Origin of the sequence: Rhizobium jaguaris, assembly GCF_003627755.1 — a bacterium.
GTDB classification, from domain to species: Bacteria; Pseudomonadota; Alphaproteobacteria; order Rhizobiales; family Rhizobiaceae; genus Rhizobium; species Rhizobium jaguaris.
The window spans coordinates 634,578-655,481 of record NZ_CP032694.1; the positions used below are offsets into that span (position 1 = coordinate 634,578).

Here is a 20,904-nt window from a genome sequence, read left to right on the forward strand (position 1 = left end):
GCAAGCGTTGAAAAAACACGCTTCAACCGCCATCTAGATAATTCCATCGCACAACAAGATGCGTTATGGGAAACTTCATGACGATCAAGCCACTCATCATTTTGCCCGATCCGCTGCTCCGCCAGGCCTCCGCGCCTATCGAGCGCGTCGATACCGAAGTTCAGCGCCTTGCCGACGATATGTTGGCAACCATGTATGACGCGCCAGGGATCGGTCTTGCCGCCATCCAGGTCGGCGTCGCCCGCCGCATGCTGGTGATCGACGTGTCGCGCGAAGGCGAGGACAAGCAGCCGCTGGTCTTCATCAATCCGGAAATCGTCACTTCCTCGGACGAGCGTTCGGTTTATGAAGAAGGCTGCCTCTCCATTCCGGACTATTATGCGGAAGTCGAGCGTCCGGCACGCGTCACCGTCAAGCATCTCGATCGCGACGGCAAGGAACAGATCGTCGAGGCCGACGGCCTGCTCGCCACCTGCCTGCAACACGAGATCGACCACCTGAACGGCGTGCTGTTCATCGACCATATCTCGCGCCTGAAACGCGACATGGTGATCAAGAAGTTCACCAAGGCGGCGAAGGCAAAGGCGCTCTGACGGGAAGGTTGAAAAACCATCCCGGCCAGCCTATGATATCAGTGATATCAAGTGGAGGTGCTGAATGAGCGACCTTTTGATTCGCGATATTCCAGATGCCCTAAAACAGGATATCGCTGAGCGAGCGAAACAGACTGGCCGCAGTCTGTCCGACGAAGCAAAGGAGCTTTTGAGGGTGGCGTTGGTGGCGGAGGATGCTAACGCCGGCCGCAGCGGATTGTCCGCCTGGGATGTTTTGCGTCCTATTTTCTATAACGAGGATGGTGCTGCTGCCGAAGAATATGGGCGCATCATGGACGAGATCGAAGCGGAGCGGAAAAAAGACTTTGGCCGACCGGTTGAGGATTTCGAGTGATCCTGCTCGATACGAATGTTCTCTCGGAATTGACGAAGCCTGTTGCCGACCACAAGGTCGAAGCATGGTTTTTGACACAGCCCGTCATGAACCTCTATCTCTGTGATATCGTGGTGATGGAGCAATCCTACGGGGTGGAACGTTTCTCTCTCCGGACGGGATCGTACCGCTACCTTGAAATGTTTAACGAACAACTCGTCTCTTTCCGCGGCAGGATACTGCGTTTCGATCATCAATCGGCCATCGAAACCGGCCGCATCCGGGCGCGGCGCGAAAGAACTGGCCACCAGATTTCCGTCCAGGACGCGATGATCGCTGCCATCTGCCTCGCACATGGCGCGACGTTGGCGACGCGGAATACAAAAGACTTCGAGGGGATTGATCTTAAGCTCGTAAACCCGTTTGAAGGCGGCTAACGCATGATCCCAAAAAGTGCGAAGCGGTTTTTGGACGAGATCATGCCAAACTAGATATCTCTTAGCCGGACGGATCGTATGTCGCTCAGCATCATCTTTATGGGAACGCCCGAATTTTCCGTGCCGACTTTGCGGTCGCTGGTTGATGCCGGGCACCGGATTCGCGCCGTTTACTCACAGCCGCCACGGCCCGGCGGGCGCCGTGGGCTGGATCTCCAGAAGTCGCCGGTGCACCAGGCGGCGGAGCTGCTCGGACTGCCGGTGTTCACGCCGGTCAATTTCAAAGATCCGGAAGAGCGCCAGCGTTTTCGCGAGCTCGATGCCCAGGTCGCCGTAGTTGTTGCCTATGGATTGCTGCTGCCGGAGGCGATCCTCAGGGGCACGCGGCTCGGCTGCTATAACGGCCATGCCTCGCTGCTGCCGCGCTGGCGAGGTGCTGCGCCCATCCAGCGGGCTATCATGGCCGGCGACAAGAAGACCGGTATGATGGTGATGAAGATGGACAAGGGTCTTGATACCGGCCCGGTCGCTCTGACGCGGGAAGTCGAGATCGGCGACACGATGACCGCAGGCGAGCTTCACGACAAGCTGATGCTCGTGGGCGCCAAGGCCATGGTCGAGGCGATGAACAAGCTGGAGCATGATGAACTGCCGTTGACCGAGCAGTCCGCCGAGGGCGTGGTTTACGCCGCCAAGATCGACAAGGGCGAGACCCGCATCGATTTCAGCAAGCCGGCGGCCGATGTTCACAATCATATTCGCGGCCTCTCGCCTTTTCCCGGCGCCTGGTTCGAGGCAGAGATTGCTGGCCGGCCGGAACGCATCAAGGTCCTCGGCTCTGAACGTCACGAAGGCGAGGGCACGGCCGGTGAAGTGCTGACCGATGATCTGGTTATTGCCTGCAGCACCGGTGCCGTGCGGCTGACAAAGCTTCAGAAGGCCGGCGGCAAGCCGCTGGCCGCTGCCGATTTCCTGCGCGGCACGCCGATTGCGCCGGGCACGATGTTGGCGGCGGGACCAGCCTGATGCCGCGTTACCGCATGACCGTCGAATATGACGGCATCCCCTATGTCGGCTGGCAGCGCCAGGACAACGGTCCTTCCGTACAGGGCGCAATAGAAGGCGCCATCCTGTCTCTGACTGGCGAGAAGGTCTCTATTCGCGGCGCGGGACGCACCGATTCCGGCGTGCATGCCATGGGCCAGGTCGCACATGCCGATCTTTCCAAGGAATGGAAGCTGCATACGCTGCGCAATGCCCTGAATGCCCATCTGAGGATGGCCGGCGAACGGGTCGCCATTCTCGATGTCGAGCAGGTCGATGAGAGCTTCGACGCCCGTTTCTCGGCGATCCGGCGGCACTATCTCTACCGGATTATAGCGCGCCGAGCGCCGCTGGCGCTGGAGGCCGGGCGGGCCTGGTGGGTGCCGAAGGATATGGACCATGAGGTCATGCATGCGGCGGCACAGACGCTGGTCGGCCGGCATGATTTCACCACCTTCCGTTCGGCGCATTGCCAGGCGAACAGTCCAGTCCGCACGCTCGACCGGCTCGATGTGACCTGCAATGGCGAACTCATCGAAATCCGCGCGTCGGCGCAAAGCTTTCTGCACAACCAGATCCGCTCCTTTGCCGGGACGCTGAAGCTTGCGGGCGAGGGCAAGTGGACCGTGGACGACGTGCGTGCCGCATTGGAAGCGCGGGACCGTAAGGCTTGCGGTCCGGTCGCGCCGCCGGATGGACTTTATTTCATGCAGGTGGATTATCGCGACGGCCCCGGTTTGCCGGCCGGCGAGGGGGGGAATACCGATGACGGTGACGATTTATCATAACCCTTCTTGCGGCACGTCACGCAACACGCTGGCGATGATCCGACAGTCGGGGGAAGAACCTGTCGTCATCGAATATCTGAAGACGCCACCCAGTCGTGAACAGTTGGTGGAGCTTATCTCTGCTATGGGATTGGCAGTTCGCGACGTTCTTCGGCAAAAGGGAACGCCTTATGACGAACTCGGTCTTGGCGATCCCGATCTTACCGATGATCACCTGCTTGATCGAATGATCGAACATCCGGTCCTAATTAATCGCCCGATCGTGATCACCGAGAAGGGGGTGCGCCTCTGCCGCCCGTCCGAACTCGTGCTCGATATTCTGCAAAACTCGGATATCGGTCCCTTTTCCAAGGAAGATGGCGAGGTCGTCAGCCGTTAGCTCAACCCGGTGGATAGACGCCAAGGAATCGCTGCAGGAAATCCGTCAGCAGCATGGTCGGGATCAACAATATCAGTGTCAGCGCGCCAACGAAGAGCGGATGCGTGCCGCAGATCATCCTGAGGATGCGCGCCAGCGAAAAGACGATCGCCATCATCAGCGCCAGCCACAGGATGGCCGCCAGCCCGCCGGAGCCAGGGATAAAGGCGAGCAACGCGATCAGCAGGGAGTTGAGATAGGAGGTCGGCAGGCCCAGCCAGTTGACGACCACGACGATGGGCGCGAATTTGTCGCCGAAGCGAAAGATCATCAGCAATACGCCGGCGAGGATCAGCGGCATCAGCCAGCTTGCTGCCTCGACCAGTGCAAGGCGAAAGAAGAAGGCCATGCCCGTCGAGGTTTCGGGCGGCATGGCGGTGAGATAGGCCTGTTGCCACCAGAGCCATGAAATACCGATGGAGGGCAGGCTCCAGAGGATCGCCCAGAAGGATCGCAGCATGCCGCGATCTGATATGTCGAGATATTGGAAGCCGCGCGCATCCATGCGGATCAACAGCCACAAGCCCGCCAGATAGTATTGGACTTCCCTAAAGGTCGGCATTCGCAAACCAGCGCTGGATGAAGGTCTCGTAGATCTCGGTCAAGGTTTCGAGATCCGATAGCGCCACCCGCTCGTCGACCATGTGCATGGTCTGGCCGACAAGGCCGAACTCCACGACAGGGCAATAATCCTTGATGTAGCGTGCATCCGAGGTGCCGCCGGTGGTCGAAAGTTTCGGCATGCGGCCGGTGACGTTTTCGATCGCCGAGGATAGGGAGGCGATCAGCGCATTGTTGCGTGTCAGGAAGACCTGGCTAGGACGTTCGGACCAGACAATGTCATATTTAGCCGGATCACGACCGGGTCGAAGCGTTTGGTCAGCCGCGGCGGCATCGAGGCGGGCAAGGATTTCTGCCTTAAGCGTCTCGACGGTCCATGTGTCGTTGAAACGAATGTTGAAGGCAGCCGCCGCCTTGGCCGGAATGACATTTGTGGCGGTGTTGCCGACGTCGATCGTCGTGACTTCGAGATTCGACGGCTGGAAATTGTCAGTGCCGGCGTCGAAGGGCGGGTGGAGCAGCGCTTCGGTCAGTTTGACGATGCTGCGCACCGGATTGTCAGCCAGATGCGGATAGGCGGCATGGCCCTGCACGCCATGAACCGTGACGAAGCCGGACAGCGAGCCGCGGCGGCCGATCTTGATCATGTCGCCTAGTTGGTCCGGATTGGTCGGTTCGCCGACGACGGAGGCATCCCATTGCTCGCCCCGCTCAGCCGCCCATTGCAGCAGCTTGACCGTGCCGTTGATGGCCGGACCTTCCTCGTCACCGGTGATCAGGAAGGAGATGGAGCCGGCAGGGGCGCCATGCTTCTCGACATGGCGGGCGACCGCAGCGGCAAAACAAGCGATGCCACCCTTCATGTCGACCGCGCCGCGGCCGAAGAGCTCCCCATCGGCGATCTCGGCGGCAAAGGGCGGATGGCTCCACGAGGCCGCGTCGCCGACGGGAACGACATCCGTGTGCCCGGCAAACATTAGATGCGGCCCCTCAGTGCCGAGGCGAGCATAAAGGTTCTCGATATCGGGCGTGCCTGGCGCGGTGGCTGTCATGCGCTCCACCTTGAAGCCGAGCGGCAGCAACATATCGGTGAGCGCAGCAAGCGCGCCGCCTTCGGCTGGCGTAACCGAGGCACAGCGGATGAGGGTTTGCAGATTGGCGACAGGATCGGTGACGGTCATCGGAGGCTACTTATCCGGCGGGAAATGGCAAAGCGATGGCAAAGGATCGGCGATGAGTCGAAAATCTTTGCGGCGATTCCAGCAATCGCACAGGCATGCTCACCCGGCAAGCATGAGGGAAGCGCGATATCGCGACCGCGCTTCCAAAAATTTGCGATCAGTCGCGCAGCAGTTCGTTGATGCCAGTCTTCGAGCGAGTCTTTTCGTCGACGCGCTTCACGATCACGGCGCAATAGAGGCTGGGGGCCGGCTGCCCATTCGCCATCGTGTTGCCGCTCGGCAGAGCGCCGGCGACGACGACGGAGTAGGGCGGCACTTCGCCATAGGTGATCTCGCCGGTGGCGCGATCGACGATCTTCGTGGACTTGCCTATGAAGACGCCCATGCCGAGGACGGAGCCTTCGCGAATGATGCAGCCTTCGACCACTTCCGAGCGCGCACCGATGAAGCAATTATCCTCGATGATGGTTGGACCAGCCTGCATCGGCTCCAGCACGCCGCCGATGCCGACGCCGCCCGAGAGATGCACATGCTTGCCGATCTGTGCGCAGGAACCGACGGTCGCCCAGGTGTCGACCATGGTGCCCTCGCCGACATAGGCGCCGAGATTGACGAAAGAGGGCATCAGGATGGCATTCGGAGCAATGTAGGCCGAGTGGCGGACGACGGCGTTCGGGACGGCGCGGAAACCGGCTTCGCGGAAGCGGTTCTCGCCCCAGCCTTCAAATTTCGACGGCACCTTGTCCCACCAGGTCGAGCCGCCGGGGCCGCCATCGACGACCTGCATGTCGTTCAGACGAAAGGAGAGCAGCACCGCTTTCTTGAGCCACTGATTGACCGTCCAATTGCCGTCGGAGCCACGTTCGGCAACACGGACCTTGCCGCCATCGAGCAGATTCAGGGCCGTCTCGACGGCGTCGCGAATTTCGCCGCGCGTCGACGCGTTCACGTTATCGCGATTTTCGAAGGCGGCCTCGACGGTCTTTTCGAGAGAGACGAGATCGTTAGCGCTCATGAGAATTCCTTAAAACGTCAGTGCCTATCGTGATTTCCGGAAAGCGGTCCGGAAGCGGTCGATTGGTCCTATAGCATGGAGTTTGAAAATGGAATGTCTTTTCCGCGCCGATTGAGCTTGGATTCAGGGCGTTGTAGGGCATATGCAAAAGCTTGGTCATTCCTGTCAGCGGACGGGAACGGCCAGTCATAATCGATTTGAAAGGCATCAGTAGATGAGCAAGGCGAAGAACGGCAGGCTGAGGCGCAAGGATGGGGTATGGGATCCCCTGAAGACGAGCTCGGCCGACAAGAAGCGGGCCGAATCCGTGCCGAAGACGCCGCAATCGATGTCGCCTTCCTATCGGCTCGCCTATACCGATGTGGATTTCCTCTGCCGCGAGGAATTGCGCCCGATCCGGCTGCAGCTCGAACTGCTGAAGACCGAGATGTCTCTCGCGGAACGCGGCATCAAATCCACGGTGGTGATGTTCGGCGGTGCGCGTATTCCAGCGCCCGGGGCCAGCGCATGGGCGGCGCGCAATGATGTGCAGCGGGCCAATCTCGAGGCGGCGTCCGTCTATTACGAGGAAGCTCGCAAATTCGCCCGGCTTTGTGCGCGCTATTCCGCCGGCTTCGATTTCCATGAATATGTCGTGGTCACCGGCGGTGGCCCCGGCGTCATGGAGGCGGGCAATCGCGGTGCTTCGGAAGAAGGCGCTCCCTCCATCGGCCTCAACATCGTATTGCCGCACGAGCAGGCACCGAATGTCTACGTGACACCGGAGCTCAGCTTCAATTTCCATTACTTCGCGGTTCGCAAGATGCATTTCATGGTGCGCGCCAAGGCAATCGCGGTATTTCCGGGTGGTTTCGGCACGCTCGACGAGCTGTTCGAATGCCTGACTCTGATCCAGACCGGCCGCATGGAACGCCTGCCGCTGATCCTGTTTGGCGAAAAATTCTGGCGCGACATCATCAATTTCGAAGCGCTCGCCGAATTCGGCACCATTGCGCCCGATGACGTAAAGCTGATCAGCTTCGTCGACACCGCTGACGAAGCCTGGAAGATCGTCGCGGATTTCTACGAACACGACAACGGACACTGAAAAGTGAAAAGGCCCGCATCTGTGAGGCGGGCCTTTTCGTCTTGGGAGGATCGTCTAGGGCGGCGTGATCCCCCAAGATATGAAGCGGTTTTCGGACAAGGTCCTCCGCGATCGAATATTTAGAGCAGCGGACGGTTCGGCATGTCGTCGAGCGAGATCACGCCGTCGTGGTTGCGGTCCATGCGATCGAAGAACTTGTTGGCGGCGTCCTCGGCTTCCTGCTTGCTGATCTGGCCATTGCCGTCGGTGTCGATGCGATGGAACATGAGCATGCCACGGACCAGTGCAGCCTCGCGGACAAAGCGGTCGCGGGGGTTGTGGCCGTGATGCTCGCCCTTGTCAGTCTGGTCACCCTTGTTGTCGTCGGCCTGGGCCTGATCGGTTTGGCCGTTGTCGCCCTTGGCCTTGGCGCGTTCGGCGCGCCATTCCTTGATGCGCTCCTGGCGATAGGCCTTGACTTCGGCCGGGGTGATCTGGCCGTCCTTGTTGGTGTCGATCTGGTCAAAGATTTTGTCGACGCCGGCCTTGAGCTCGTCCTTGGAAATCTTCATGTCGCCATTGGTGTCGAATTGCTTGAGCATGCGCACATAGGCGACTTCCGGCGAAAAGCCGGGGCGATGCCAACGACCGCCGGGGCCACCCATGCCGTCATTGCCCTGCGGGGCGGCAAAGCTTGCCTGAACCGCAGCGCCGACCAGAAGGGTCGCGGAAAGTCCCGCCAGAAGAAGTTTTTTCCCGTTCATCGTTTTTTCCTTTCGTGCTGAAGAATGATCAAACTCGTGTTGAAGAATGATCAAACGATACGGCTGAAGGAAAAAAACGACCAATTAAACATCGGTAAGGCGGATGAAACTTTGGTAACCCGACCTTAAGAAGCCGTTAAATCAGCGCTTCGAGAAAAGCAGTGAGATCGTCAGTCACATAGTCGATATGATCTTCTTCACCGCTCGCCTTTTCCCACCATTCGACGACGGTGCTTTCGAGATTCTGCGGCACGAGCAGAACGGTCTTCATGCCGAGTGTTTTCGGCACGGCGAGATTGCGCGGCAGATCCTCGAACATCGCCGCCCGCTTCGTATCCACGCGGTTGAGGCTCATGAACTTGTCATAGGTGCTGCCGGCCGGCTTCGGCACGTAATCGGCCGCGACTATGTCGAAGATATCGTCGAAGTTATCGAGGATGCCGAGCGCCTCGGCGGCTGCCTGCGCATGTTTGACGCTGCCGTTCGTGAAGATGAACTTGCGTCCCGGCAGAGCCTTGATGGCAGCGGCGAGTTTCGGCTGTGGTATCAGCGCCGAATAATCGATTGCATGCGCCTTCTCCAGGAAGTCGTTGGGGTCGATGCGATGATGAATCATCAGCCCCTGCAATGTTGTGCCGTGGTCTAGATAATATTGTTTCTGCAGCTTTCGCGCCTCGTCCCGTTCCATTTGCAGGAGCGCCGAAACATAGGCCGTCATGTTCCTGTCGATCTGCGAGAAGAGATCGACGTGATGCGGATAGAGCGTATTGTCGAGATCGAACACCCAGTCGCGGATATCGGAAAAATCGGCAGGGTGGGGCAGCGTTTTTGTCTGGGTCATTGCGACCTTATGACATGCGGCCTCGCTCGAAGAAAAGGGAAATATGCTAGCGGAGCACGTGTATGAGAAATGCCGCAGATATTGCCGCGAATTGCAACGCAGGCTATGGTTTTACTGATTGATTTCTGAGGTTGCGCGCTATTTGCCCGATTGAGGAGACGCCCGAGCCTCTTCGGAACGGTCCAGGTCGGGTTTGCGGAGGGGGATAAGATGAGTCAGGTAGAAAAGGCAGAGGAGTTCGCCAAGCTGCATCGGAAGGGCGACCCGCTGATCCTCTTCAACATCTGGGACGCCGGCTCGGCCAAGGTGGTCACGGAAGCCGGGGCCAAAGCGTTGGCTACCGGGAGTTGGTCGGTGGCCGCGGCCAATGGTTTCAGCGATGGCGAGGCCATACCGCTGTCGTTGCTGGCGGTTATCACCCGTCTAATTTCGGTGACGAGCCATCTGCCGGTCTCCGTCGACTTCGAAGGCGGCTATGCGGTAGAGCCGGATGCTGTCGCCGCCAACGTGGAAAAGATCATGGATCACGGCGCCATCGGCATCAATTTCGAGGATCAGGTGGTCGGCGGCCGCGGCGTTCACCCGATAGAGATGCAAGCGGCGCGTATCCGTGCCATCAGGGAGATGGCTACGCGGCGGGAAATGCCACTGTTCATCAATGCCCGCACCGATCTTTTCCTGCAGGAAAGCGATACGGCCCACCATCAGATCCTGCTGGACGAGGCCTATCGCCGCGCCGATGCCTTTGCCGAAGCCGGCGCCAGCAGCTTTTTCGCACCGGGCCTTGTCGATGCGGAACTGATCGAAGCTGTCTGCGATCGCTCTCCCTTGCCGGTCAACATCATGGTGCGCCCGGCAACGCCCGATAACGTCACGATGGCCAGACTCGGCGTCAGCCGCATCAGCTATGGCCCCGCGCCTTACAGGACGGTGATGGGCATGCTGAAGAGCGAGGCCGAGGCGCTCTATCAACAGGCCTGATCATCCGGGATTGTTTCTGTCCGCTAGTACGCGGGCGACGAAGTTCTGCACGACGGCGGAACGCTCGGTGCGGCGGGTTGCGAGTGCCAGCCGCGCCACCGGGCCGTCGCCGCTGATCGGTACGTAGGTGACGCCCGGCACCCGAATTTGCGCGACCGCCGATGGCACGACCGAAACGCCGAGTTCGACCGCGACGAGATTGGCGAGCGAGGTGATCTGTGGAGCGATCTGTCCAAGGATCGGCTCGAAACCTGCATGCCGGCAGGCAGCGATGATTCCATCGAACAGGCTGGGACCGGCCTCGCGCGGAAACAGCACGAAAGGTTCTGCCGAAAGTGCAGACAAGGGTAAAGCGGCAGCATCGGCAAGAGGATGGCCGGATGGGAGCGCGATGACCATGGCTTCTTCGCCCAGCGAATGCGTTCGGAAACCGGGCGGGTCAGCCCGGCCCGGCCGGATGAAGACCGCATCCAGTTCCTCGGCATCAAGCCGCTCCAGCAGCAGGGTCGTATAGGCTTCCTGCAACGTCAGATCGATTTCCGGGTAGGCGCGGCGGAAGCTGCGCACCGCGGACGGCACGATCGGGCTGAAAGCGGCCGAGCCGGTAAAGCCCAACCGTAACCGCCCGAGTTCTCCGCGCGCCGCCCGCAATGCCAGGGCTTTCGCATGCTCGGCCTTGGCTATGATCGCGCGCGCTTCCGGCAGGAAAACCTGCCCCGCCTCCGTCAATTCGGCGCCATGCGGCAGACGGCGAAACAACGGAGCGCCGATCTCCTCCTCTAGGTCGCGGATCTGATTGCTGAGCGGCGGCTGACCGATGCCGACGCGCCGGGCCGCTCGGGTGAAATTCAGTTCTTCCGCGACAGCGAGGAAATATTTGATATGGCGCAGCTCCAATTCTTCCCCCGAGATTGATTGGCGCGAGATATCTTTAAGATATGAACAAAGCCATCGCAATATATTGGAATGTCGGTCTTGCCGCATCCACATTGGCGGCACGCGGCCGCTTGACCGAGCGTCGAGCCCGCTGACAGCAAGGAGCTTCCCCATGAATTCGAAAGACAGCAAACTTTTCCTGATCACCGGCGTCAGTTCCGGCTTCGGTCGCGCCTTCGCCGAGGCGGCCCTCGCGGCCGGCCACCGCGTCGCTGGCACGGTCCGCAATGCTTCCGGCCAAGAGCAGTTCGAGGCCATGGCGCCGGGCCGCGCCAAGGCAATCCTTCTGGATGTGACCGATTTTGCCGCCATCGAGCCTGCCGTCGCGGGTGTCGAGGCGGACCTCGGTCCAATCGACGTGTTGATCAACAATGCTGGCTACGGTCACGAAGGCACGCTGGAGGAGTCGCCGCTCGACGAGATGCGCCGACAATTCGATGTCAACGTCTTCGGTGCCGTGGCGATGACCAAGGCAGTGCTGCCCTTCATGCGCCGTCGCCGCGCCGGCCACGTCATCAACATCACGTCGATGGGCGGTTTCATCACCATGCCCGGCATTGCCTATTACTGCGGCAGCAAATTTGCCCTCGAAGGCATCAGCGAGGTATTGGCAAAGGAAGTAAAGGATTTCGGCATCAAGGTGACAGCCGTTGCGCCGGGTTCGTTCCGCACCGATTGGGCTGGCCGCTCCATGGTTCGTACCGGCCGCAGAATTGCCGATTATGACGCGCTGTTCGACCCCATCCGCAAGGCGCGGGAAGAAAAGAGCGGCAACCAGGCCGGCGACCCTAGCAAGGCTGCGGCGGCTATATTGGCACTGGTGGCGTCAGACGAACCGCCGGTCCATCTCTTGCTTGGAACGGACGCCCTGAACCTGGTGCGTGGAAAAATCGCTGCCCTCAGCGAGGAGATCACCGCATGGGAAAACCTCACGCGCTCGACCGATTTTGGTTGAACGCAATTGCCGACGAATGAGAAAACCGCGCCCTTTCCCGACTTTGGGAGGGTGCGTTTTTCTCAGGGAACGATCAGCGTGCCGGCGCCGTGTTCGGTGAAGATTTCGAGCAGCACGGAATGGGCTGTCTTGCCGTTGAGGATGACCACACCCTGGACACCGGCCCTGATGGCATCGATGCAGGTCTCCACTTTCGGGATCATGCCGCCGGAAATCGTACCGTCCGCGATCAGCGCATGCGCCTGCGCAACGGAGAGTTCCTTGATCAACTGTCCCTGCTTGTCGAGCACGCCCGGAACGTCGGTGAGGAAGAGCAGGCGGGTGGCACTGAGCGCGCCGGCGATAGCGCCGGCGAAAGTGTCGGCATTGATATTGTAGGTGGCGCCGTCGCGGCCGGGAGCGACCGGAGCGATGACCGGGATCATTTCCGACTTTGCAAGAAGATCGAGCAGTGTACGGTCGACCTCCACCACTTCACCGACGAAACCGAGATCGAGCACGCGCTCGATGTTGGAATCCGGGTCCTTGACGGTCTTATGCGCCTTTTCCGCAAAGACCATGTTGCCGTCCTTGCCACAAAGGCCGATCGCCCATTCGCCGGTCTGGTTGATCAGTGCGACGATTTCCTTGTTGATCGAGCCGGCTAGCACCATTTCAACGATCTCGACCGTCTTGGCGTCGGTCACGCGCAGGCCGCCTTCGAATTTCGATTCGATGCCCATCTTCGTCAGCATGGAGCCGATCTGCGGGCCGCCTCCATGAACGACGATCGGGTTGACGCCCGACTGCTTCAAAAGCGCGATATCGGCCGCAAACGCCTTGCCGAGTTCGGCATTGCCCATCGCATGGCCACCGTATTTCACTACGATGGTCTTGTTTTCATAACGCTGCATGTAGGGCAGGGCCTGAGCCAGCAGGCTGGCTTGGAGTTCGCTTTGGGATTCGGACATGGGGTACCCCGTAGAATTGTTCGCGGCCTTTTATCGCAAGTTTTTGACGGAGGGAATAATGATGACAGGATTAGTTTTTCCTGCGTCACATCGCCCTCACCATGTTTCATCCTTTGAGTGAACTTGCCGTCCGACGCTTTTCCCTTAAATTAACCATAGGAAAGCCGCGATCGGGGGATCGGATGGCGAGCGAGGAGATAGAGGCGCTCATCGGCCGGGTCGCGATGCGCGACCAGAAAGCCTTTGGAGCACTCTACAAAAAGACCAGTCCGAAACTCTATGCCGTCTGCCTGCGTATCCTCGGCAACAAGACGGATGCCGAGGAAGTTTTGCAGGAAGTCTACGTGAAGATCTGGCAGAGGGCCGAGCGTTTTATCGCTTCGGAGGGGCCGGCGATGCCGTGGTTGACGACAATTGCGCGCAATCAATCGATCGATGCTATTCGCGCTCGAAAACCTATCGCCGATGAAATTGATACGGCCTATGATCTTGCTGATACCGAACCCGGCCCCGAAGAGCAGGCAATGGTGAAGGGTGAGGGAAGGCGGATTGACAGGTGCATGGAAGAGTTGGAAGCTGATCGAGCTCAGGCTGTTCGTAGCGCCTATGTCGAGGGCCTAAGCTACCAGGAACTCGCCGAGCAATATGCGGTGCCTTTGAATACCATGCGTACCTGGCTGCGCCGAAGCCTGATTAGACTGAGAGAGTGCATGGACCGATGAGTACGCCCGATCAAAGCAAGGGAGGCCGCTCCCGCGATGAAGTCTTAGCTGGTGAATATGTGCTCGGCGTGTTGTCATTGGAGGATCGGCAGAAGGTAGAGCGGCGCATGCGCAGCGATCGACAATTCGCCGCCATTGTCAGCCGTTGGGAGCAAAATCTTTCGGGATTCAACGATGATTACGATGTGGTCGCGCCGGCGGCCTCGGTTTTCCCCAAGATCGAGAGGCGCATTTTCGGAGACGCCGCTTTCGGCGCCAATCTCTGGAATTCGCTACTGCTCTGGCGTTCGGTTGCCTTCGGTTCATTGTTTCTTGTAGCCGGCGTCCTGGTCTTCACCATCACCAACAATGCCTCGCGGCCGTCGCCGGGCAAGCAGCTCACCGCTTCTCTTGCCGGGCAAAACAGCGCCATCAATTTGCTGGCTGACTATGACGTCGCCAGCGGGCGACTGAAGGTGACGCCGGTCGCCGCCGGTCAGCCCCAGGAAAAGTCATTGGAACTCTGGCTGATCCGTGGCAGCGAACCGGCCGAGGCGCTTGGCGTCTTGCCGCAGACCGGCGAGGGCGAGATCGTCCTGCCGCCGGAGGTTCACAGCAAGCTGACGGAAGGTGCGATCATCGCCGTCAGCGCCGAACCCTTCGGTGGTTCGCCGACCGGCAAGCCCACCGGCGATGTCATCGCGTCCGGCACGATCCATCAGCCCTGAAAACATCTTTCCGACGAAAAAAGAACCGAGGCTGAAACTCTTCTTCTCAGGGCTCCGTACCTTGTTCTGACCCCGCCTGATCGGGGCAAGAGAGGAAGAGGATAAGCCCATGCTCAACACTGTGATCCGCATTGCTGCGGTGGCCGTAACGCTTTCGGCCGCGACCGGCGTCGCCTATGCGAAGAACCCGACCGTTGGCGGCGCGCCGATGTTTGCCAATAAGAATATCATCGAAAATGCGGTAAATTCGAAGGACCACACGACGCTGGTCGCCGCCGTCAAGGCAGCCGGCCTCGTCGATACGCTGGAGGGCAAGGGCCCCTTCACCGTCTTCGCGCCCACCAACGAAGCCTTCAATAAGCTGCCGCCTGGCACGGTCGAGACGCTGCTGAAACCGGAGAACAAGGCGACACTGACGAAGATCCTGACCTGCCACGTCGTCGCGGGCGATGACATGGCCGCCTCCATCAAGAAAATGTCGATGGGAAATGGTGGCGAATATGACCTGAAGACGGTCGGCGGCTGCACGATCAAGGCCACCGAAATGGGCGGAAAACTGACGCTGACCGACGAGGCCGGCGGCACCGCCCACATCACCATTGCCGACGTAAAACAGTCGAACGGCGTGATCCACGTGGTCGACAAGGTGCTATTGCCGAAAATGTAACGAGCATCGGCAGCATGGCCGCCATCCTCGGAGTGCCGAGGGCGGCGGCCATTTGCTTGTTTGCGCTAGACGGTGATGCCGACGGTCAGGCCAATCGCCTGACGCAGTTCGTCGAGGCCCTCGCTCTTTTCCGAGGAGGTGGCAAGAATGCCGGGATAGGCGGCGGGACGCTTGCGGATTTTTTCGACCGTATCGGCTATCAGCTTCGGCAGACCTGCCGCCTTGATCTTGTCGGTCTTGGTCAGCACGATCTGATAGGAAACGGCAGCCTTGTCGAGCAGCGACAGAACCTCGTCGTCGTTTTTCTTGATGCCGTGACGGCTGTCGATCAGCACATAGACGCGCTTCAGCGTCGACCGTCCGCGCAGATAGTCGAAAACCAGTTTCGTCCAGGCATCCACCTGTTCCTTTGGCGCTTCGGCATAGCCGTAGCCGGGCATGTCCACCAGAGCCATCGGCGGCAGGTCCGCGCCCTCGCCCGAGAAGCCGTCGGGAACGAAGTAGTTGAGTTCCTGCGTACGCCCCGGCGTGTTCGAGGTGCGCGCCAAACCCTTCTGGCCAACCAGCGCATTGATCAGCGACGATTTGCCGACATTCGAACGTCCGGCGAAGGCCACTTCCAGCGGCCCTTCCGGCGGCAGGAATTTCATCGACGGCACGCCGCGGATGAAGATCCACGGGCGCCCAAAAGCGGCTTGTCATCTTTTGTCGTCTGGTCTGCCATGCTGCTCGCGGTCTTATGGTTCAATTGGCTGACTGGCTTCGAGGTTTTACCCGCGAAAGTCAAGTTTTGATCCGCGTGCGGCGTCATGCTGTCGAGCTTCCGGCTTCCCCGATGGCGGTTACGCCCACTCCATTGGAGAACAAAATTTCTTTAGCGTTGTCGACATTGCCGGAAAGGCGGCCAACCAGAAGCCGTACTCTACTCGTCGCGGAGACGACCGAAGTTTCAACTGTATCACCATCTGGTCCGATGCCTCTACAAATGAGGGGCCCAGTGTGCGAAGTCTCTCCTTCTATGCGCGGAAAAGAGCCTGACACACCGGGCTGAGGCGGATTAGTAATTCGAACCCTTTTTTGTCTGGGTGCAAGAGACCGATGTATGCATTGCACGATTGGCAGCGCTCATCGTGCTATGAGGCTTGCCCACGAGAAGCAAGGTTCTTCCATTGGGTGCTGTGTTTACAACGTGGCATCGCTTCGAGTGCGGAGCTCGCACGACATAATAACCGGCGGCGGAAAGAGCTGGCGCCGCTGACAAGATCAGAGCAAGTGTGATTGCAGTCAGGAATCTAGTCATGCTACTTCTCCCAGTGAGTAAATTGAGACCCTACGGCGGATGCACTTACGTCAATATTATACTCTTCTAATATAAACAATTACAGTAACTACAATTCATAAGCTCAGTTATTTGTCGGAACAGCGCATGACCTGTTTCGAAGCAAAGTCGCCATGAAGGCCGACGTGCCGTGCTTGCAGTTGCTCCAGCGGAAAATGCGGTCATAAGCTGTGTCACCTGCATTGTGGCGTATTGTTTGCCTCTCGCGGCGCAAAGCGGACTTTCCGAATGCGCACTCGCCGGTGCAGAGGCGAGGAAGAGGTTCGCTGGAGGATGCTCACACGGTAACGACCACTTTGCCCAAATGTTCGTTTCGTTCGAGGAAGGCATGCGCTTGGGCGATCTGGTCGAAAGAGAACACCTTCGCGATCACCGGTTTCAAGCTCCCCGTGGACAAGCCGTCGAGAATGAAGGTCTTGGCCCTCTCGAGGCGAGCAGGATCGCGGATGATCTCGTGAACGAGATAGCCGCGCAAGGTGAGCGTCTTTGCCAATACCGACCCGACTGGAAAGGGTGTTGGCTGCGCGCTGAGGCCGCCATACTCGATGAGCATGCCGCCATCGGCCATGGCAGCCGCGATTGCCATGAACGCCGGTCCCGCCACGGGATCGAAGACGATCCTGAAGCCATCCCTGCCGCTGGCGGCGAGCAGGTTTGACGCGAAATCATCATCATCGGCGACGATGACATCATGGGCACCGGCATCGAGGAGCGCCTGCTTCTTGCTATATCCCCTCGTGACGGCGATCGGGATTGCCCCAACTCCATTGGCGATCTGGATGGCGGCAAGGCCGGCGCTGCTGGAGGCGGCAGTGATCAATACTCTTTCGCCGGCCGCAATACCCGCGATGTCGATGAGGGCACCATAAGCGGTGAGATACTGCATCCAGCTTGCCGCCGCCGTCACAAAATCGATAGCTGGCGGATGCCGGACGATATGATGTGCGGGAAATACCGCCACCTCACCATAGGCCGGCCAGCGTGTCATGGAGATGGGCGGAATGACGCTGACGACGTCGCCGGGTGACAAGCCATCCACTTCGGCACCGACGGCATCCACCACCCCAGCAGCTTCCAGCCCCAGTCCGGAGGGCAGGGTTGGCGTTTGGATATAGGTGCCCGACCGCATCAGAATATCGGCGCGGTTGATGCCGATGGCCTTGACAGTGATCCGCACCTCTCCAGTGGCGGGAGGCATTGGCTCAATATCTTCGATCCGCAGGACATCAGGGCCACCTACCTGGTGAAATCGCACGACGCGTGACATAGCAAATTCCTAACTGTTGATTTTGAAAGCTATATTGCAGGCGCAGAAATTCTGATAAAGTGTCGTTGGCTTTATTGAGAAATAACCATAGGTTTTCAATTGGACCGTTTAGCCAGCATGGCCGCTTTCGTGCAGGTGGTCGAAACCGGCTCTTTTGCCGCGGCAGCGAATGTTTTGGGCATTTCCGCGCCAATGGTCGGTAAGCACATTCGCTTTCTTGAAGAGCGGATGGGGGTGAGTCTCATCAACCGGACAACGCGCCGCCAGAATCTTACCGAAGCGGGAAAGGCCTATTACGAGCAATGCCGGTCGATCCTCGCCGATGTCGTCGCCGCCGAGACCACTGCCGCCGAGCATCTGTCCGCGCCGCGAGGCCGGCTTCGGGTCACCATGCCCACACTGCTTGGTCGATACTGCATTGCGCCCCTCCTGCTGGAAATGGCGGCAGGGTTGCCTGATCTGAAACTGGAACTGGCCTTCACTGACGATTTGGTCGACCTGGGCGACTATGATCTCGCTATACGCAGCCTCTCCGAACACCGGAGCGAGGTTCCAGGTGGTGCCGGTCTGGCCACCCGCCGCCTGTCCATCCACGCCATGCTGGTCTGTTGTGCACCGAGCTATCTGGCGCGGTGCGGCAGCCCATCAGCCTCAGCCGAACTTGCAAACCACACCGCATTGGCCTTCGGCCGGCATGGGCGCCGCCAACCCTGGACTTTTACGACTACCGCTGGGACACTTGCGACCATCGAGCCACCAGGCCGGATCATCATGGATGATCTGGAAGCCATCGCTGACGCCGCAGCCGCCGGCCTTGGACTGGCCTGGCTGCCGAGTTGGCTTATCCATAGTCGGATCAGCAGCGGGCAACTTGTGGAACTCCATCTCGACGGCCCCGGTTTGGGCTACAACAACTACGCCCTGTGGCACGAGGGCATTCTGACGCCGAAGATTCGCGTTGCTCTCGACGTGCTCGCGGGAAAGCTGCCTCCGCTCATGTAGATCCAACGGTTTCGTCGCGGCTGAGACTAAGCGCTTTTCGCGCATAGTTGCCCTACGCGCATCTTCGATGCCAGAATTTCAGCTGATGCATTTACCACCGAATAAAGAAAAGCCCCGCCGAAGCGGGGCTTTTAACGTCATTTCGAGGGCGCCGGTTTTCGTTTGAAGAGGCCCTTCAGATTGTCGAAGAGTTCCACCTTCACGCCATGGCGCTTCATGATGATCGACTGTTGGATGACCGACAGCGTGTTGTTCCAGGCCCAGTAGATGACGAGACCCGCCGGGAAGCTTGAGAGCATGAACATGAATACCAGCGGCATCCAGTTGAAGATCATCGCCTGGGTCGGGTCCGGGGGCGTCGGGTTCATGCGCATTTGCAGGAACATGGTCACGCCCATGATCAGCGGCCAGACGCCGAGATGCAGCATTGCCGGAGCGGCAAAAGGCAACAGGCCGAAGAGATTGACGATCGAGGTCGGATCGGGAGCGGAAAGGTCCTGGATCCAGCCAAAGAACGGCGCATGGCGCATCTCGATGGTGATGTAGATCACCTTGTAGAGCGAGAAGAAGATCGGGATCTGCAGGAGTACTGGCCAGCAACCCGCAATCGGATTGATCTTCTCTTCCTTGTAGAGCTGCATCGTCGCCTGTTGCAGGCCCATGCGATCGTCGCCGAACTTGGCCTTCAGCTCTTCCATCTTCGGCTGCATGCGCTTCATGTTCGCCATCGAGGCATATTGCCGGCTGGCGAGCGGGAAGAACAACGCCTTGACGACGATGGTCGTGCACAGGATGGCGACGCCGAAATTGCCGAAGTAGCGGAAGAAGAAGTCCATCAGCTGGAACATCGGCTGCGTCAGGAACCAGAACCAGCCCCAATCGATCAGGCGGTTGAAGAGCGGGATCGAATAGCTCTTCTCGTAGGCATTGATGACCGGTACTTCCTTGGCGCCGGCGAAGACGAGGGTCTTGATCTCGGTGGACTGACCCGGCGCGATGGTGACGGGTGTGTTCTTGAAGTCAGCCTGGAAACGCGGCTGGCCATCGGTGAAATGCGAGAAGTTGGAATCGAACGGCACCGTCTGTGGCGGCACCATGGCCGCTGCCCAGTATTTGTCCGTGATGCCGAGCCAGCCGCCGGTCACTTGCTCGTTCCGAACGTTTTCCTTTTCGACGGCGGCGTACTTGCTTTCCGAAATGCCGCTGTGCGCACCGAATACGCCGAGGAAGCCCTCGTGCAATACGTAGGTGCTCGGCGTCAGCGGCTTGTTGAAGCGGGTGACGCGACCGTAGTTCGACACGGATACCGGCGCCTGACCCGCATTGGCGATCTTGTCGGTGATCGTGAACATGTAGCGATCGTCGACGGAAATGATACGGGTAAAGGTGACGCCCTTCTCGTTGGTGTAGGTGAGCGTCACCGGCGTCTTCTCGGTCAGCTTGTCGCCGCTTGCGTGCGTCCAGGCCGTAGAGGGGCCGGGAACGGAGCCGGTCGCGTCGCTACCGATAAAGCCGAGTTCGGTGAAATAGCCGTCCTTGGTGTCGGCCGGGCTGAACAGCGTGATGATCGGGCTGCTTCTGTCGACCGTCTCATGAAAACCCTTGAGCCTAAGGTCGTCGAGGCGAGCGCCTTCCAGGTTGATGGAGCCTGCAAGCGCGGGCGTATCGATCAGGACGCGCGAAGCCGACGACTTGGCAACCGATTGGTCGCTGGTGAGGGCTGTCGGTGCGGTCTGGCCGTTCGCCGGCGCCGAGCCGTTCACGGCTGCGCCTGCGGCCGGGGTCTGCGTCGTCTGAGCCCGCTGCGTCTGCTGCTGCAGCTTTGCGGCCTGGCGCTGCGCATCGAGGCGCGGGTTCATGTAGAAAAACTGCCAGGCGAGGACAATCAGCACAGACAGGGCAATTGCTATGAAGTAATTGCGGTTGTTTTCCATCATACTTTCCTGGAGCGGTCCGTTTCCGGCCGCCGGTGTTTCGGCCTGGTTTCGATGCGGCTGACAAGTTCGCTCGCCAGCTTTTCGAAAGGTGCGGTCAGCACATCGCGCCGCGCGACAACCACATAGTCGTGTCCGGGCTGCATTGCAAATCCCGCATGAAGTCGCACGGCTTCTTTCAGCCTGCGCCGCATGCGGTTTCGTTCCACCGCGTTGCCGTGTTTTTTGGTGACGGTAAAGCCAACGCGGGGTTCGGCGTCGGAGAGCTTGCGGTCCAGCACTTCGATGAGGAAGAGACTTCCCCTGCGCTTTTCGCCTTCGCGGACTGCAAGAAACTGCGGCCGGCTTTTCAGCCGCCCGACAGTCTTTTTGGGTCGTTCATTCGTCAATTCGCCCGCCATC

At 59.4% G+C, this 20,904-nt stretch carries 23 protein-coding genes and 2 pseudogenes; 14 read left to right on the top strand and 11 right to left on the bottom strand.

Annotated elements, in window-relative coordinates; translation table 11 throughout:
- The first annotated feature begins 77 nt into the window (after positions 1-77).
- The 6 genes from def (at position 78) to arsC (ending at position 3,575) form a co-directional block, all read left to right on the top strand.
- Positions 78-593, top strand: a complete 516-nt coding sequence (gene def / locus CCGE525_RS03125; RefSeq protein WP_120703008.1) for a peptide deformylase — start codon at positions 78-80, stop codon at positions 591-593.
- Between the two features lie 64 nt (positions 594-657).
- Entirely contained in the window at positions 658-948 is a 291-nt protein-coding gene (locus CCGE525_RS03130; RefSeq protein WP_120703009.1) for a FitA-like ribbon-helix-helix domain-containing protein, read from the top strand.
- Complete coding sequence (locus CCGE525_RS03135) at positions 945-1,364, top strand: type II toxin-antitoxin system VapC family toxin (RefSeq protein ID WP_120703010.1); 420 nt, start codon at positions 945-947, stop codon at positions 1,362-1,364. The genes CCGE525_RS03130 and CCGE525_RS03135 overlap by 4 nt, the downstream gene beginning before the upstream one ends.
- A gap of 78 nt (positions 1,365-1,442) precedes the next feature.
- A complete protein-coding gene (gene fmt, locus CCGE525_RS03140) occupies positions 1,443-2,390 on the top strand; it encodes a methionyl-tRNA formyltransferase (protein WP_120703011.1) in 948 nt (315 codons plus the stop codon).
- On the top strand, positions 2,390-3,196 hold the full coding sequence (truA, locus tag CCGE525_RS03145) for a tRNA pseudouridine(38-40) synthase TruA (RefSeq protein ID WP_120703012.1): 807 nt from the start codon (positions 2,390-2,392) through the stop codon (positions 3,194-3,196). The genes fmt and truA overlap by 1 nt, the downstream gene beginning before the upstream one ends.
- Positions 3,174-3,575, top strand: coding sequence for an arsenate reductase (glutaredoxin) (gene arsC, locus CCGE525_RS03150; RefSeq protein ID WP_120703013.1), 402 nt, complete (start codon positions 3,174-3,176; stop codon positions 3,573-3,575). Before truA ends, arsC begins: the two co-directional genes overlap by 23 nt.
- 1 nt (position 3,576) lies before the next feature.
- Here arsC and CCGE525_RS03155 read toward each other — a convergent pair whose 3' ends face one another.
- From CCGE525_RS03155 to dapD, 3 genes are all read right to left on the bottom strand, one after another.
- Positions 3,577-4,176, bottom strand: coding sequence for a hypothetical protein (locus CCGE525_RS03155; RefSeq protein WP_120703014.1), 600 nt, complete (start codon positions 4,174-4,176; stop codon positions 3,577-3,579).
- Entirely contained in the window at positions 4,163-5,356 is a 1,194-nt protein-coding gene (gene dapE / locus CCGE525_RS03160; RefSeq protein ID WP_120703015.1) for a succinyl-diaminopimelate desuccinylase, read from the bottom strand. The genes CCGE525_RS03155 and dapE overlap by 14 nt, the downstream gene beginning before the upstream one ends.
- A gap of 157 nt (positions 5,357-5,513) precedes the next feature.
- Positions 5,514-6,371 (bottom strand): 2,3,4,5-tetrahydropyridine-2,6-dicarboxylate N-succinyltransferase, encoded by an 858-nt coding sequence (dapD, locus tag CCGE525_RS03165; RefSeq protein ID WP_120703016.1) that lies wholly within the window; start codon positions 6,369-6,371, stop codon positions 5,514-5,516.
- A gap of 214 nt (positions 6,372-6,585) precedes the next feature.
- On the opposite strand from dapD, the gene CCGE525_RS03170 reads away from it, so the two are divergent.
- Positions 6,586-7,458: an LOG family protein gene (locus tag CCGE525_RS03170; protein WP_120703017.1), complete on the top strand. Its 873-nt coding sequence runs from the start codon at positions 6,586-6,588 to the stop codon at positions 7,456-7,458.
- Between the two features lie 119 nt (positions 7,459-7,577).
- Here CCGE525_RS03170 and CCGE525_RS03175 read toward each other — a convergent pair whose 3' ends face one another.
- Positions 7,578-8,201, bottom strand: coding sequence for an EF-hand domain-containing protein (locus CCGE525_RS03175; protein WP_120703018.1), 624 nt, complete (start codon positions 8,199-8,201; stop codon positions 7,578-7,580).
- 136 nt (positions 8,202-8,337) lie between these two features.
- Positions 8,338-9,042, bottom strand: a complete 705-nt coding sequence (locus tag CCGE525_RS03180) for a pyrimidine 5'-nucleotidase (RefSeq protein WP_120703019.1) — start codon at positions 9,040-9,042, stop codon at positions 8,338-8,340.
- Between the two features lie 210 nt (positions 9,043-9,252).
- On the opposite strand from CCGE525_RS03180, the gene CCGE525_RS03185 reads away from it, so the two are divergent.
- Positions 9,253-10,023, top strand: a complete 771-nt coding sequence (locus CCGE525_RS03185) for an isocitrate lyase/PEP mutase family protein (RefSeq protein WP_120703020.1) — start codon at positions 9,253-9,255, stop codon at positions 10,021-10,023.
- Here CCGE525_RS03185 and CCGE525_RS03190 read toward each other — a convergent pair whose 3' ends face one another.
- A complete protein-coding gene (locus CCGE525_RS03190) occupies positions 10,024-10,920 on the bottom strand; it encodes a LysR family transcriptional regulator (RefSeq protein ID WP_120706224.1) in 897 nt (298 codons plus the stop codon).
- 151 nt (positions 10,921-11,071) lie between these two features.
- On the opposite strand from CCGE525_RS03190, the gene CCGE525_RS03195 reads away from it, so the two are divergent.
- Both CCGE525_RS03195 and CCGE525_RS40030 read left to right on the top strand, forming a co-directional pair.
- Positions 11,072-11,914 (top strand): oxidoreductase, encoded by an 843-nt coding sequence (locus CCGE525_RS03195; protein WP_120703021.1) that lies wholly within the window; start codon positions 11,072-11,074, stop codon positions 11,912-11,914.
- A gap of 96 nt (positions 11,915-12,010) precedes the next feature.
- A pseudogene (locus tag CCGE525_RS40030) lies at positions 12,011-12,112 on the top strand (hypothetical protein); the annotation flags it as partial.
- On the opposite strand, the pseudogene argB reads toward CCGE525_RS40030, so the two are convergent.
- Positions 12,109-12,864, bottom strand: a pseudogene (argB, locus tag CCGE525_RS03200) (acetylglutamate kinase); the annotation flags it as partial. The pseudogenes CCGE525_RS40030 and argB sit on opposite strands and share 4 nt — an antisense overlap.
- Before the next feature lie 182 nt (positions 12,865-13,046).
- Here argB and CCGE525_RS03205 point away from each other — a divergent pair.
- The 3 genes from CCGE525_RS03205 to CCGE525_RS03215 all read left to right on the top strand — a co-directional run bounded on the left by CCGE525_RS03205 (position 13,047) and on the right by CCGE525_RS03215 (position 14,960).
- Positions 13,047-13,586, top strand: coding sequence for a sigma-70 family RNA polymerase sigma factor (locus tag CCGE525_RS03205; protein WP_120703023.1), 540 nt, complete (start codon positions 13,047-13,049; stop codon positions 13,584-13,586).
- Entirely contained in the window at positions 13,583-14,293 is a 711-nt protein-coding gene (locus CCGE525_RS03210) for an anti-sigma factor (RefSeq protein ID WP_120703024.1), read from the top strand. The genes CCGE525_RS03205 and CCGE525_RS03210 overlap by 4 nt, the downstream gene beginning before the upstream one ends.
- A 109-nt stretch (positions 14,294-14,402) precedes the next feature.
- Complete coding sequence (locus CCGE525_RS03215; RefSeq protein WP_120703025.1) at positions 14,403-14,960, top strand: fasciclin domain-containing protein; 558 nt, start codon at positions 14,403-14,405, stop codon at positions 14,958-14,960.
- A 65-nt stretch (positions 14,961-15,025) separates the two neighbouring features.
- On the opposite strand, the gene yihA is transcribed toward CCGE525_RS03215, so the two are convergent.
- Positions 15,026-15,619 (bottom strand): ribosome biogenesis GTP-binding protein YihA/YsxC, encoded by a 594-nt coding sequence (gene yihA, locus CCGE525_RS03220; RefSeq protein WP_245472079.1) that lies wholly within the window; start codon positions 15,617-15,619, stop codon positions 15,026-15,028.
- A gap of 957 nt (positions 15,620-16,576) precedes the next feature.
- Entirely contained in the window at positions 16,577-17,566 is a 990-nt protein-coding gene (locus CCGE525_RS03225; protein WP_120703027.1) for a zinc-dependent alcohol dehydrogenase family protein, read from the bottom strand.
- A gap of 117 nt (positions 17,567-17,683) precedes the next feature.
- On the opposite strand from CCGE525_RS03225, the gene CCGE525_RS03230 reads away from it, so the two are divergent.
- Positions 17,684-18,568, top strand: coding sequence for a LysR family transcriptional regulator (locus CCGE525_RS03230; protein WP_342637432.1), 885 nt, complete (start codon positions 17,684-17,686; stop codon positions 18,566-18,568).
- A gap of 137 nt (positions 18,569-18,705) precedes the next feature.
- Here the strand turns inward: CCGE525_RS03230 and yidC are convergent, their stop codons facing one another.
- Both yidC and rnpA read right to left on the bottom strand, forming a co-directional pair.
- Positions 18,706-20,502 carry a membrane protein insertase YidC gene (yidC, locus tag CCGE525_RS03235; RefSeq protein ID WP_120703029.1) on the bottom strand — a complete coding sequence of 599 codons (1,797 nt, stop codon included), beginning with the start codon at positions 20,500-20,502 and terminating at the stop codon, positions 18,706-18,708.
- Complete coding sequence (rnpA, locus tag CCGE525_RS03240) at positions 20,502-20,903, bottom strand: ribonuclease P protein component (RefSeq protein WP_120703030.1); 402 nt, start codon at positions 20,901-20,903, stop codon at positions 20,502-20,504. Before rnpA ends, yidC begins: the two co-directional genes overlap by 1 nt.
- Position 20,904 lies beyond the last annotated feature (1 nt).

Bases quoted from the DNA above. Each gene is read 5' to 3' on its own strand.
- CCGE525_RS03210 (WP_120703024.1), top strand. From the start codon at position 13,583: ATGAGTACGCCCGATCAAAGCAAGGGAGGCCGCTCCCGCGATGAAGTC.
- CCGE525_RS03230 (WP_342637432.1), top strand. From the start codon at position 17,684: ATGGCCGCTTTCGTGCAGGTGGTCGAAACCGGCTCTTTTGCCGCGGCA.
- yidC (WP_120703029.1), bottom strand. From the start codon at position 20,502: ATGGAAAACAACCGCAATTACTTCATAGCAATTGCCCTGTCTGTGCTG.
- CCGE525_RS03185 (WP_120703020.1), top strand. From the start codon at position 9,253: ATGAGTCAGGTAGAAAAGGCAGAGGAGTTCGCCAAGCTGCATCGGAAG.
- arsC (WP_120703013.1), top strand. From the start codon at position 3,174: ATGACGGTGACGATTTATCATAACCCTTCTTGCGGCACGTCACGCAAC.
- fmt (WP_120703011.1), top strand. From the start codon at position 1,443: ATGTCGCTCAGCATCATCTTTATGGGAACGCCCGAATTTTCCGTGCCG.
- CCGE525_RS03225 (WP_120703027.1), bottom strand. From the start codon at position 17,566: ATGTCACGCGTCGTGCGATTTCACCAGGTAGGTGGCCCTGATGTCCTG.
- CCGE525_RS03130 (WP_120703009.1), top strand. From the start codon at position 658: ATGAGCGACCTTTTGATTCGCGATATTCCAGATGCCCTAAAACAGGAT.
- dapE (WP_120703015.1), bottom strand. From the start codon at position 5,356: ATGACCGTCACCGATCCTGTCGCCAATCTGCAAACCCTCATCCGCTGT.
- rnpA (WP_120703030.1), bottom strand. From the start codon at position 20,903: ATGGCGGGCGAATTGACGAATGAACGACCCAAAAAGACTGTCGGGCGG.
- CCGE525_RS03170 (WP_120703017.1), top strand. From the start codon at position 6,586: ATGAGCAAGGCGAAGAACGGCAGGCTGAGGCGCAAGGATGGGGTATGG.
- CCGE525_RS03215 (WP_120703025.1), top strand. From the start codon at position 14,403: ATGCTCAACACTGTGATCCGCATTGCTGCGGTGGCCGTAACGCTTTCG.
- CCGE525_RS03180 (WP_120703019.1), bottom strand. From the start codon at position 9,042: ATGACCCAGACAAAAACGCTGCCCCACCCTGCCGATTTTTCCGATATC.
- CCGE525_RS03175 (WP_120703018.1), bottom strand. From the start codon at position 8,201: ATGAACGGGAAAAAACTTCTTCTGGCGGGACTTTCCGCGACCCTTCTG.
- dapD (WP_120703016.1), bottom strand. From the start codon at position 6,371: ATGAGCGCTAACGATCTCGTCTCTCTCGAAAAGACCGTCGAGGCCGCC.
- truA (WP_120703012.1), top strand. From the start codon at position 2,390: ATGCCGCGTTACCGCATGACCGTCGAATATGACGGCATCCCCTATGTC.
- CCGE525_RS03155 (WP_120703014.1), bottom strand. From the start codon at position 4,176: ATGCCGACCTTTAGGGAAGTCCAATACTATCTGGCGGGCTTGTGGCTG.
- def (WP_120703008.1), top strand. From the start codon at position 78: ATGACGATCAAGCCACTCATCATTTTGCCCGATCCGCTGCTCCGCCAG.
- CCGE525_RS03205 (WP_120703023.1), top strand. From the start codon at position 13,047: ATGGCGAGCGAGGAGATAGAGGCGCTCATCGGCCGGGTCGCGATGCGC.
- CCGE525_RS03195 (WP_120703021.1), top strand. From the start codon at position 11,072: ATGAATTCGAAAGACAGCAAACTTTTCCTGATCACCGGCGTCAGTTCC.